Genomic DNA, 12,950 nt, shown 5'->3' with positions numbered 1-12,950 from the left:
AGAACCGCGGACCGTCGCCCCGCACCGCAATCACCGCATCAGCAACCCCGCAGCCGCCACCAGCTCCTCGGACGGTCCGGCCACCAGCCCCAACTCCGCGCTGGAAGCCATCAGCCGGTGCGCGGGAAGGATCCGCACCGTGTACCCGAAAGGCCCGGTGCGATCCAGCGACAAGGGCCCCTCATAGACCCAGCGCCCGTCCTGGTCGGGAGCGCCCACCGGCTTCAGGGGCACGACCGTCGCGTCACCGATCCGGTCCTCCTCGTCCACCCGCCCCGAGACGACCTGCACATCGACGTCGTCCGGGCCGAGATCGCCGAGGGCGACCCGCACGCGCAGCCCGAGCGTCGTACCGAGCTCGGCCAGCGCGTCGGACGCCGACGTCTCCACGTGGTCGACGGTGACCCCCGGCCAGGCAGCCCGCACCCGCCCCTTCCACTCGGCGAGATCCCGGGCCGCGTCCGGCCCCATGGACCGGTGGGACAGGGCCGCGGGCGCGTAGAGCCGCTCCACGTACTCCCGGACCATCCGCCCGGCCAGCACCTTCGGCCCGAGCAGGCTCAGCGTGTGCCGGACCATCTCGATCCACCGGTCGGGCAGCCCGCCCTGCCCGCGCTCGTAGAAGCGGGGCGTCACCCGCTGCTCCAGCAGGTCGTACAGCGCCGCGGCCTCTATGTCGTCGCGGTGGTCGGGGTCGGTCCCGGCACCGTCGGCCGTGGGGATGGCCCAGCCGAAGTCGGGCTGGAACCACTCGTCCCACCAGCCGTCGAGGACGGACAGGTTGAGACAGCCGTTGAGCGCCGCCTTCATGCCGGACGTGCCGCAGGCCTCCAGCGGCCTGAGCGGGTTGTTCAGCCAGATGTCGCAGCCGGGGTACAGCTTCTGTGCCATGGCCATGCCGTAGTCGGGCAGGAACACGATCCGGTGCCGCACCCGCGGATCGTCGGCGAACCGCACCAGCTCCTGCACCAGCCGCTTCCCGCCGTCGTCGGCCGGGTGCGCCTTGCCCGCGACGACGATCTGGACCGGCCGCTCGGGGTGCAGCAGCAGGTCCATCAGCCGGTCCCGGTCGCGCAGCATCAGCGTCAGGCGCTTGTACGACGGGACGCGCCGGGCGAAGCCGATCGTGAGGACGTCCGGGTCGAGGACGCCGTCGATCCAGCCCAGCTCGGCCGTGTGGGCGCCGCGCTGCCGCCAGGAGGCCCGCAGCCGCTCCCGCACCTCCTCGACGAGCTGCTCGCGCAGCACCCGCCGCAGGTCGAAGATGTCCTGGTCGGGAATGTCGGCCACCGTGTCCCAGCGGTCCGAGCCGCCGACGGTCAGAGCGTCCTCGGCGCGCTGGACACCGATCTGCTGCGCACCGAGCCGGAACACCTCGGGGGCGACCCAGGTGGGCGCGTGCACGCCGTTGGTCACGGACGTGATCGGCACCTCGTCGGCGTCGAAGCCGGGCCACAGGCCGGCGAACATCTCGCGGCTGACGTTGCCGTGCAGCAGGGAGACACCGTTGGCGCGCTGGGCCAGGCGCAGGCCCATCACGGCCATGTTGAAGAGGTTGGGCTCGCCGCCGGGGTAGCTCTCCATGCCGAGCCGCAGGATGCGGTCGACGTCGATGCGGGGCAGCTCGGCGTCGGGGCCGAAGTGGCGGGCGACCAGTTCGCGGTCGAAGCGGTCGATGCCGGCCGGGACGGGGGTGTGGGTGGTGAAGACGGTCCCGGCGCGGACCGACTCCAGTGCGGAGTCGAAGTCCAGCCCGTCGGCGCAGAGTTCGGCGATGCGCTCCAGGCCGAGGAACCCGGCGTGTCCCTCGTTGGTGTGGAACACCTCCGGCGCGGGGTGGCCGGTCAGCCGGCAGTACGTCCGTACCGCCCGGACACCTCCTATGCCGAGGAGCATCTCCTGGAGCAGCCGGTGCTCGCTGCCGCCGCCGTAGAGCCGGTCGGTCACGCCGCGCTCGCCGAGGTCGTTCTCCTCGACGTCGGAGTCCAGCATCAGCAGCGGGACCCGGCCGACCTGCGCCAGCCAGATCCGGGCGTGCAGCTGCTTGCCGCCGGGCAGGGCGAGGGAGACCTGGGCGGGGCTGTCGTCGGGCTCCTCCAGCTGGACGACGGGCAGCTCGTTGGGGTCGAGGACCGGGTAGTGCTCCTGCTGCCAGCCGTCCCGGGACAGGGTCTGGCGGAAGTAGCCGTGCCGGTAGAGCAGGCCGACGCCGATCAGCGGGACGCCGAGGTCGCTGGCCGCCTTGAGGTGGTCGCCGGCCAGGATGCCGAGGCCGCCGGAGTACTGGGGCAGGGCGGCCGTGATGCCGAACTCGGGTGAGAAGTAGGCGATCGCGGCGGGCAGTTCCTCGGGCTGGGTCTGGTACCAGCGCTCGCCGGTCGTGTAGTCGCTCAGATCGCCCGCGACCTCGGCGAGGCGGCGCAGGAACGGGCCGTCCCCGGCCAGCTCCGCGAGCCGCGCGGGCGGCACGCTGCCGAGCAGCCGGACGGGGTCGCCGCCCGAGGCGGCCCACCGCTCGGGGTCGACCGACCGGAACAGGTCACGGGTCTCCGCGTGCCACGACCAGCGCAGGTTGCGGGCCAGATCACTGAGGGGCCGGAGGGGTTCGGGGAGAACGGGTCGGACGGTGAATCGACGGATCGCCTTCACGGGTTCCACCTCGGCGCGTTCGCTGGATTTCGCAGGGCTTCGACGACGTCTCCTACGACAGTACCGGCGTCGGTGCCTCCGCCGCTGAGGCTCCGCCACCCGCCGCCCGATCGGCCTGAACAGCACCATCCGCGAATATGGCCGATTCCGCACCCATAGGCGTCCTTGTGGTGCTTCACACGTCACGAGAGGCTGCCCCTGGCGTACCGGCCCGTGCCCGCCGTACGCGGTGCCGCGCGGCAGCCGTACGCCGAGTCGAGGAGGGGAACTCGGACCATGGCACGGACGCGCGAGCGGCGTCTGCGCCGGGCGGGGGGCCTGACGGCGGCGATCTGCGCCGCGGCGTTTTCGGCCACCACCCTGCCCGCGCACGCCGTACCGGAGGGGCGGATACTCGGCGCCGGATCACCCGGCTCCGTGCACGGAAGTTACCTGGTGACGCTGGAGGAGGACACGGTTGCCGGGTCGGCGGCCGGAAAGGGGCTCGCCGGACGGTACGGGGTGGAGATCAGCCACACCTACGGCACGGTCCTGAACGGCTACGCGGTCCGCGCGGACGCGAGACAGGCCGGGCGGCTGGCCGCGGACCCCCGGGTCGCCTCGGTCGTCCAGGACACCCGCGTGCGGCTCGACGGCACCCAGAAGAACCCCCCGTCGTGGGGGCTGGACCGCGTCGACCAGCCGAAGCTGCCGCTGGACCGGAGCTACACCTGGCCCGGGAAGGCCGGCGCCGGGGTGACGGTCTACGTGATCGACACCGGCGTCCGGACCACCCACCGGGACTTCGCCGGCCGGGCGGGCCACGGCTGGGACTTCGTCGGGGGCGACCCGGTCGCCGCGGACGGCAACGGCCACGGCACCCACGTCGCCGGCACGGTCGCGGGGACGGCCCACGGCGTCGCCAAGAAGGCCCGGATCGTCTCCGTGCGTGTCCTCGACGCCGCGGGCGGGGGCACCACGGCCCGGGTGATCGCCGGGATCGACTGGGTGACCCGGCACGCGAGGAAGCCCGCGGTGGCCAACCTCAGCCTGGGCGGCCCGCGCAACGACCGGCTGGACGCCGCCGTCCGCGCTTCCATCGCCTCCGGCGTCACCTACACGGTCGCCGCGGGCAACGACGGCATGCCGGCCGGCCTGTACTCCCCGGGGAGCGTCGAGCAGGCCGTCACGGTCGGGGCGACCGACCGGGGGGATAGGAAATCGGCCTTCTCCAACCACGGTCCGGCGCTCGATCTGTTCGCCCCGGGCGTCGGCATCACCTCCGCGTCCGCCGCGAGCGACACCGCGCGGGCCGCCTACTCGGGTACCTCGATGGCGTCCCCGCACGCCGCGGGCGCGGCCGCGCTCTATTTGGCCGATCATCGACAAGCGACTCCGGCCCAGGTCGGGAGGGCCTTGACGGCCGGAGCGGCGACCGGGAAGGTCTCCGGCCGGGGCGTCGGTTCGCCGGACAAGTTACTGCGGGTGCCGCGCGTGTAGGGCGAAGGAGCAGCCATGCCAGGGGGCCGGCCTCGTCCGTCGCGGACGAGGCCGGTCTTGTGTGTCGACATACGCGTGAGTAGTTAACAAAGTGCCGGATTGCCCACCCGAATAGGGTGGGAAGGCTCCTGCGGGTACCCATCTCAGGAGCACCACGCAGGACCCACCTCCCCACAGACCTCCGCCCACCCACGTTGACGCGGACAGGAGCGGTCATGCCCGCCAAGCACCATTCGCCAGCACCCCCCAACCGCCGCACCACCGGGGCGCGCGCGCCCGGCGGCGAAGCACGCCCCGCGCGCCCGGCCGATGCCGGCCCGCCGGCCTCGCCACCACCACCTGGCGACGCGACCGCCGTCGGGCGCATACCCGTACTCGATGTCCGTCCGGTGGTCCAGCAGGGACGCCGGCCGGCCAAGGCCGTCACCGGCGAGACCTTCGAGATCTCGGCGACCGTGTTCCGGGAGGGGCACGACGCGGTGGCGGCCAACGTCGTCCTGAAGGATCCCGAGGGCCGGCCCGGCCCGTGGACGCCCTTGCGGGAGCTGGCCCCGGGGACGGACCGCTGGGGCGCCACGGTCACCGCCGGGGAACCCGGCCTGTGGACGTTCACCGTCGAGGCTTGGGGGGACCCGGTCGGTACCTGGCGTCACCACGCCGAGATCAAGATCCCGGCCGGCATGGACGCGGACGTCGTCCTGGAGGAGGGCGCCCGTCTGTACGAGCGGGCGGCCGCCGGTGTGCCCGAGGAGGAGGGACTGCGCGACGTGATCCTCACCGCCGTCGACGCCCTGCGGGACGAGGACCGCCCCGTGGCGGCCCGTCTGGCGGCGGCGCTGACGCCGGAGGTGGACGCGGTCCTGGCGCGGCATCCGTTGCGGGATCTGGTGACCAGCAGTGAGCCGTTGCCGTTGCTGGTGGAGCGGGAGCGGGCGCTGTACGGCTCCTGGTACGAGTTCTTCCCGCGTTCGGAGGGCACCCGCGAGCAGCCGCACGGCACGTTCGCCACGGCGGCCCGCAGGCTTCCGGCGATCGCGGCGATGGGCTTCGACGTGGTCTACCTGCCGCCGATCCACCCCATCGGCACCACCTTCCGCAAGGGCAAGAACAACACCCTCTCCCCCGGCCCCGACGACGTCGGTGTGCCCTGGGCGATCGGTTCGCCCGAGGGCGGCCATGACGCGGTGCACCCCGGCCTGGGGACGCTGGAGGACTTCGTCGCCTTCGTGCGGCGGGCGCGGGAGCTGGGCATGGAGGTGGCGCTGGACTTCGCGTTGCAGTGCTCCCCGGACCATCCCTGGGTGCAGAAGCATCCGGAGTGGTTCCACCACCGCCCCGACGGCACCATCGCCTATGCGGAGAACCCGCCGAAGAAGTACCAGGACATCTACCCCATCGCCTTCGACGCGGACATGGACGGTCTGGTCGCCGAGACGGTGCGGGTGCTGCGGCACTGGATGGACGCCGGCGTGCGGATCTTCCGGGTGGACAATCCGCACACCAAGCCGGTGGTGTTCTGGGAGCGGGTGATCGGGGAGGTCAACCGCACCGACCCGGATGTGATCTTCCTGGCCGAGGCGTTCACGCGTCCGGCGATGATGCACACCCTGGCCCAGATCGGTTTCCAGCAGTCGTACACGTACTTCACGTGGCGCAACACCAAGCAGGAGCTGACCGAGTACCTCACGGAGCTGTCGGGTGAGGCCGCCTCCTACATGCGGCCGAACTTCTTCGCCAACACCCCCGACATCCTGCACGCCTACCTCCAGCACGGGGGCCGGCCCGCCTTCGAGGTCCGGGCCGTGCTCGCGGCGACGCTGTCGCCGTCCTGGGGCATCTACTCCGGCTACGAGCTGTGTGAGAACACCCCGCTGAAGGAGGGCAGCGAGGAGTACCTGGACTCGGAGAAGTACCAGCTCAGGCACCGTGACTGGGCCACCGCCGAACGCGAGGGCCGCACCATCACCAGGCTGCTCACCCGGCTCAACACCATCCGGCGGGAGAATCCGGCCCTCCAGCAACTGCGGGACATCCACTTCCACCACGCCGACCAGGAAGCGGTGATCGCCTACTCGAAGCGGAAGGGTTCGAACACGGTTCTGGTGGTCGCCAACCTCGACCCCCACCACACCCAGGAGGCCACGGTCTCGTTGGACATGCCGCAACTCGGCCTGGACTGGCACGAGTCGGTGCCGGTGCGCGACGAGCTCACCGGCGAGACCTACCACTGGGGCAGGGCCAACTATGTGCGCCTCGAACCGGGCCGCAGGCCCGCGCACGTCTTCACGGTTCTGCGACCGTCCACCCCGGAGATCGGAGGGTCACCCACAACATGATCGTCAACGAACCCGTTCCGGACACCTTCGAGGACACTCCCGCCCGGGACCGTGACCCTGAGTGGTTCAAGCGCGCCGTCTTCTACGAGGTGCTCGTCCGCTCGTTCCAGGACAGCAACGGCGACGGCGTCGGCGACCTCAAGGGCCTGACCGCCAAGCTCGACTACCTCCAGTGGCTCGGCGTCGACTGCCTGTGGCTGCCGCCGTTCTTCAAGTCCCCCCTGCGCGACGGCGGCTACGACGTCTCCGACTACACGGCCGTGCTGCCGGAGTTCGGCGACCTCGCGGACTTCGTGGAGTTCGTCGACGCCGCCCACCAGCGCGGCATGCGCGTGATCATCGACTTCGTCATGAACCACACCAGCGACCAGCACCCCTGGTTCCAGGAGTCGCGCAAGGACCCCGACGGGCCCTACGGCGACTACTACGTGTGGGCGGACGACGACAAGCAGTTCCAGGACGCGCGGATCATCTTCGTCGACACCGAGGCCTCCAACTGGACCTACGACCCGGTCCGCAAGCAGTACTACTGGCACCGCTTCTTCTCGCACCAGCCGGACCTCAACTACGAGAACCCGGCCGTGCAGGAGGAGATGATCTCCGCGCTGAAGTTCTGGCTGGACCTGGGCATCGACGGGTTCCGGCTGGACGCGGTGCCGTACCTGTACCAGCAGGAGGGCACCAACTGCGAGAACCTCCCGGAGACGCACGACTTCCTGAAGCGGGTGCGCAAGGAGATCGACGCGCAGTACCCGGACACGGTGCTGCTGGCGGAGGCCAACCAGTGGCCCGAGGACGTCGTCGACTACTTCGGCGACTACCCGAGCGGCGGCGACGAGTGCCACATGGCGTTCCACTTCCCCGTCATGCCGCGCATCTTCATGGCCGTACGGCGGGAATCCCGCTACCCGGTCTCCGAGATCCTGGCCAAGACCCCGGCCATTCCGTCGAACTGCCAGTGGGGCATCTTCCTGCGCAACCACGACGAGCTGACGCTCGAAATGGTCACGGACGAAGAGCGCGACTACATGTGGGCCGAGTACGCCAAGGACCCCCGCATGCGCGCCAACATCGGCATCCGCCGCAGGCTCGCTCCCCTGCTGGACAACGACCGCAACCAGATCGAGCTGTTCACGGCCCTGCTGCTGTCGCTACCGGGCTCGCCGATCCTGTACTACGGCGACGAGATCGGCATGGGCGACAACATCTGGCTCGGCGACCGGGACGCGGTGCGCACACCGATGCAGTGGACGCCCGACCGCAACGCGGGCTTCTCCTCGTGCGACCCGGGACGGCTGTTCCTGCCCACGATCATGGACCCGGTCTACGGCTACCAGGTCACGAGCGTCGAGGCGTCCATGGCCTCGCCCTCGTCGCTGCTGCACTGGACCCGCCGCATGATCGAGATCCGCAAGCAGAACCCGGCGTTCGGGCTCGGCTCGTACACCGAGCTGCCCTCCTCCAACCCCGCGGTGCTGGCATTCCTGCGGGAGTACGAGGACGATCTGGTGCTGTGCGTGAACAACTTCTCGCGGTTCGCGCAGCCCACGGAGCTGGATCTGAGCGCCTTCGAAGGGCGGCACCCGGTGGAGCTGTTCGGCGGGGTCCGCTTCCCCGCCATCGGCGAGCTGCCATACCTGCTGACCCTCGGGGGGCACGGATTCTACTGGTTCAGGCTCCGCAAGGAGACCATGTGAGGCCTGAAAAGGCCTGTTGAGGCCTGATCCACGGGGCGGGCGGCAAACCCCCGCGGCGGGGCGTTTCCTCCGCCCCGCCGGGGGCACGCATCAGTAACACCCCGCCCGCCCGCGTGAGCCGGAGGGGCGCCCACCGGAGCCGGCCACAGGCCCCGGAGGCGCACCGAGAATGGGTGAAAGGACGCGACGCCATGTCGGAAGCCGTCACACGCACCGTCACCACCCCGCCCGGCCTCCTTGCCTCCCTCGACCCGTTGCTGCGGGAGTGGCTGCCGCGGCAGCGGTGGTTCGCGGGCAAGGGGCGGCCGGTCACCGGGTTCACGCTGGTCGAGGCCACCGAGCTGCTCCCGGCCACGTCCAAGCTCGGCCTGTACCACCTGCTCGTCCGCGCCCATCAGCCCGCCGTGCCGTCCCACGGTGCGCCCGGCCACCCCGGTGACTGCTACCAGCTGCTGATAGGCGTGCGCGAGGCGCTGCCGCCTCGGCTGGCGCCCGCGCTCATCGGACACGTGCCGACGGGGCCGCTGGCCGGCCGGACGGTCTACGACGCCCTGCACGACACCAGGCCCGCCGAGCTGCTCCTGGAGGCGCTGCGCACCCGGGCCCGCATCGGCAGGCTGCGCTTCGACCGGGACGCCGGCCAGGACATCCGCTCGGGTCTCGTGCCGCGCGTGGTGACGGCCGAGCAGTCCAACTCGTCGGTCGTCTACGGAGATACGTTCATCCTAAAGCTGCTTCGCCGGATCGTGCCCGGGGTCAACCCCGATCTGGAACTGCCGCTCGCGCTGGCCGGCGAGGGCTGCCCCCGGGTGCCCGCGCCGACGGCCTGGCTGGTCGCGGACATCTCCCCCACGGCGGACCCGGTCGTCCCGTCGGGTTCGGTGGACCTCGCCGCCCAGCCGTACGTCCTGGGGGTGCTGCAGCCGTTCCTGCAGGGCGCCTCGGACGGCTGGGAGCTGGCGCTGCGCGAGCTGGCCAAGGGCGAGGACTTCGGCGCCGAGGCGCGGGCTCTCGGCCGGGCCACCGCCCAGGTGCACACCGCGCTGGCCCGCGCGTTGCCGACGGTCACGCTGGGTCACATGCAGCTCCGGCTCATGGTCGACGGCATGATCGAGCGGCTGGACGCGGCCGTCCAGGCGGTGGCCGCGCTGCGGCCGTACGCCGGCGGGCTGCGCTCCGCGTTCACGGCGCTGGGCGACCTGGCCGCCGAGGGCCGCACCTGGACCGCGCAGCGGGTGCACGGCGATCTGCACCTCGGCCAGTGCCTGCGCTCGCCGTCCGGCGAGTGGTGGCTGATCGACTTCGAGGGCGAGCCGGCCCGGCCGCTGGCCGAGCGGCGCATGCCGCAGCCGGCGGTGCGGGACGTCGCCGGCATGCTGCGGTCCTTCGACTACGCGGCCCGCTCGGCCGACCCGCCCCAGGCGGACTGGGCCGACACCTGCCGCGCCGCGTACTGCTCCGGCTACGCGGAGGCCTCCGGCCGCGATCCGCGCACCGACCCGGTGCTGCTGCGCGCCTACGAGACGGACAAGGCGATCTACGAGGTGGTGTACGAGGCCCGGCACCGCCCCGACTGGCTGCCGGTGCCCCTGGCCGCCATAGACCGGCTCGCCTCGACCGGCCACCTGACCTGACCGACCACCCCTCGTCCTGGAGGCTCCGCCCGTGACCCCCCGCCCTGAGTCCAGCGGTTCGCGCCCCAAGGGGACCGCCGGGGAGAAGATCCCCGAGCAGCCCACGGCCGCCCAGCAGAAGAGCGCCGCGAAGAAGACGGCGGTGCCCAAACAGGCAGCGGCGAAGAAGGCGGCCCCCGCGAAGGCGACCGCCAAGAAGGCCGCCGCCGCGAAGACCACCGTCGGCAAGACGGTGGCCAAGAAGGCGGCGGCGAAGAAGGCCGCAGCCGAGAAGACGGCGGTCGAGCTGCCCGCGGCCGGGACGGCCACGGCGAAGAAGGCCGCGGCGAAGAAGACGGCCGTCAAGAAATCGGCCGCCAAGAAGGCCACGACGGTCAAGGCGACGGCGGCCAAGACCACTGCCGTGAAGGCCGCGTCCTCGACGTCCACGGCCGCGGAAACCGTCGCCGGCAAGGCGGCCGCCGCGAAGTCCCCCGCGGCGAAGAACACCGCGAAGAAGGCTCCGGCCAAGAAGGCCGGCACCGCCAAGAGCGCCGCTGCGACGACCACGGCCGCCGAGGCCGTCGCGAAGAAGGCCACCCCCGCCAAGGCCACCGCCAAGAAGGCCGCCGCGAAGAAGACCGCCACCGCCAAGAAGACCGCCACCGCCACGAGCACGGTCGCCGAGAGCCCCGCGAAGAAGACCACCGCCGGCAAGGCGCCCGCGGGCAAGGCCGTCGCGAAGAGGGGCGCAGTCAAGAAGGCCCCGGCCCGGAGGGCGGCTGCCCGGAAGGCCCCTGCCGGACAGGCCCCCGCCCTGGAGGCCGCCTCCGCCCAGGTGGTCCCGCCGGAGGTGGAGGTCGCCGTCTCGCCCGCCGTCGACGCGGCGGACCGGGAGCGGCTGCTCGGCGGCACGCATCACGACCCGCACTCCGTGCTCGGCGCGCACCCGGTGCCCGGCGGCATCGCCTTCCGGGCGTTCCGGCCGTATGCCCTGTCGGTGACCGTCGTCGCCGGGGAACTGCGGGCCGAGCTGCACGACGACGGGGAGGGCTTCTTCTCCGGCCTGCTGCCGCTGCGGGAGGTCCCGGCGTACCGGCTGGTCGTGGAGTACGAGGGGACGGTCCTGGAGACCGAGGACGCGTACCGCTTCCTGCCCACGCTGGGCGACCTCGACCTGCACCTGATCGGCGAGGGCCGGCACGAGGAGCTGTGGACGGCGCTGGGTGCGCACCCGATGACCCACGAGGGCGTGACGGGCACCCGGTTCGCGGTGTGGGCGCCGAACGCGCGCGGCGTGCGCGTGGCCGGCACCTTCAACTTCTGGGACGGCACCGGGCACGTCATGCGGTCGCTGGGCTCGTCCGGGGTGTGGGAGCTGTTCCTGCCGGACGTCGGTGAGGGCGAGCTGTACAAGTTCGAGATCACCCGCCCCGACGGTTCGAGGACGCTGCGCGCCGACCCGCTGGCCCGCCGCACGGAGGTGCCGCCCGCGACCTCGTCGGTCATCACGTCCTCGGCGTACGAGTGGGGCGACGCCGAGTGGCTGGCCCGGCGCGCCGAGGCCCCGGCGCACGAGGCGCCGTTCTCGGTGTACGAGGTGCACCTGGCGTCCTGGCGGCCCGGGCTGACCTACCGTCAACTGGCGGAGCAGCTGCCGGGGTACGTGAAGAACCTGGGCTTCACGCACGTCGAGCTGATGCCGGTCGCGGAGCATCCGTTCGGCGGCTCCTGGGGCTACCAGGTGACCGGCTTCTACGCGCCGACGGCCCGGCTGGGCACGCCGGACGACTTCCGGTACCTGGTCGACAAGCTGCACCAGGCCGGCATCGGCGTCCTCATGGACTGGGTGCCGGCGCACTTCCCGCGTGACGCGTGGGCGCTGGCCGAGTTCGACGGCCGTCCGCTGTACGAGCACGAGGATCCGCTGCGGGCCGCGCACCCCGACTGGGGCACGCTGGAGTTCGACTTCGGGCGCAACGAGGTGCGCAACTTCCTCGTCGCCAACGCCGTGTACTGGTGCGAGGAGTTCCACATCGACGGGCTGCGCGTGGACGCCGTCGCCTCGATGCTCTACCTGGACTACTCGCGCGAGCCGGGCCAGTGGACGCCCAACGAGCACGGCGGCCGGGAGAACCTGGACGCGGTGGCGTTCCTCCAGGAGATGAACGCGACGGTGTACCGCAGGGTGCCCGGCGTGGTCACGATCGCCGAGGAGTCCACCGCCTGGGACGGTGTCACCCGGGCCACCCACCACAAGGGCCCGAGCGGCTTCGGCGGGCTGGGGTTCGGGCTGAAGTGGAACATGGGCTGGATGCACGACTCGTTGCAGTACATGAGCCACGAGCCGGTGCACCGCAAGTACCACCACGGGGAGATGACCTTCTCGATGGTGTACGCGTACAGCGAGAACTACGTGCTGCCGATCTCGCACGACGAGGTCGTGCACGGCAAGCGGTCCCTGGTGTCGAAGATGCCGGGCGACTGGTGGCAGCAGCGCGCCGGGGTGCGGGCCTACCTCGGCTTCATGTGGGCCCACCCGGGCAAGCAACTGCTGTTCATGGGCCAGGAGTTCGCGCAGGGCGCCGAGTGGTCGGAGGCGCACGGCCCGGACTGGTGGCTGCTGGACCCGGGCTACGGGGCGGAGCCCGACCACCGGGGCGTGCGCGACCTGGTCCGCGACCTGAACACCGTCTACCGGGCGACCCCGGCGCTGTGGCGGCTGGACACCGACCCGGCCGGTTTCGAGTGGATCGTCGGGGACGCCGCGGACGACAACGTCCTCGCGTTCCTGCGGCTGGACCCGGAAGGCGTCCCGGTGCTGGCGGTGTCCAACTTCGCGCCGGTCACCCGCCAGGACTACCGCCTGGGCGTCCCCGAGGACGTGCCCGCCTGGCACGAGGCCGTCAACACCGACGCGGCGCGCTACGGCGGCAGCGACGTCACCCACCCCGACCCGGTCAAACCGGAACCCCAGCCCTGGCACGGCCGCCCGGCGAGCATCCGCCTGACCCTGCCACCGCTGGCGACGGTGTGGCTGCGGCCGGCGTAGGGGGCCCGGGCCTCCTGTGACACGGCTGTGACCGGAGGAGTGGCCTCCGCCACAGCCCGGCCGGTCCGGCCCTGGTGGGGTGGCCGCATGGATGCCATGCGGTTCACCTCGCCGGGCCTGCCGT

6 protein-coding genes are annotated in these 12,950 nt (G+C 71.9%); 5 read left to right on the top strand and 1 reads right to left on the bottom strand.

All coding sequences use genetic code 11. The features are described 5' to 3' along the window. Positions 1–30: 30 nt before the first annotated feature. Positions 31–2,649, bottom strand: a complete 2,619-nt coding sequence (locus tag RFN52_RS28010; RefSeq protein WP_184850139.1) for a glycosyltransferase family 1 protein — start codon at positions 2,647–2,649, stop codon at positions 31–33. A 276-nt stretch (positions 2,650–2,925) separates the two neighbouring features. Here RFN52_RS28010 and RFN52_RS28005 point away from each other — a divergent pair, with 276 nt between their 5' ends. The 5 genes from RFN52_RS28005 (at position 2,926) to glgB (ending at position 12,826) form a co-directional block, all read left to right on the top strand. After that, a complete protein-coding gene (locus RFN52_RS28005; protein WP_184850137.1) occupies positions 2,926–4,128 on the top strand; it encodes a S8 family peptidase in 1,203 nt (400 codons plus the stop codon). A 215-nt stretch (positions 4,129–4,343) separates the two neighbouring features. Continuing rightward, entirely contained in the window at positions 4,344–6,464 is a 2,121-nt protein-coding gene (locus tag RFN52_RS28000) for an alpha-1,4-glucan--maltose-1-phosphate maltosyltransferase (RefSeq protein ID WP_311241073.1), read from the top strand. After that, positions 6,461–8,161 (top strand): maltose alpha-D-glucosyltransferase, encoded by a 1,701-nt coding sequence (gene treS, locus RFN52_RS27995; protein WP_184850135.1) that lies wholly within the window; start codon positions 6,461–6,463, stop codon positions 8,159–8,161. The genes RFN52_RS28000 and treS overlap by 4 nt, the downstream gene beginning before the upstream one ends. A gap of 191 nt (positions 8,162–8,352) precedes the next feature. Next, positions 8,353–9,795, top strand: coding sequence for a maltokinase N-terminal cap-like domain-containing protein (locus tag RFN52_RS27990; protein WP_184850133.1), 1,443 nt, complete (start codon positions 8,353–8,355; stop codon positions 9,793–9,795). 31 nt (positions 9,796–9,826) lie between these two features. After that, entirely contained in the window at positions 9,827–12,826 is a 3,000-nt protein-coding gene (glgB, locus tag RFN52_RS27985) for a 1,4-alpha-glucan branching enzyme (RefSeq protein WP_184850131.1), read from the top strand. The last annotated feature ends 124 nt before the right edge of the window (positions 12,827–12,950 follow it).

It is taken from the genome of Streptomyces collinus (assembly GCF_031348265.1).
Taxonomy (GTDB): domain Bacteria; phylum Actinomycetota; class Actinomycetes; order Streptomycetales; family Streptomycetaceae; genus Streptomyces; species Streptomyces collinus.
The sequence above is the reverse complement of the archived record's forward strand: the minus strand, read 5'-3'. Positions and strand labels throughout refer to the sequence as shown.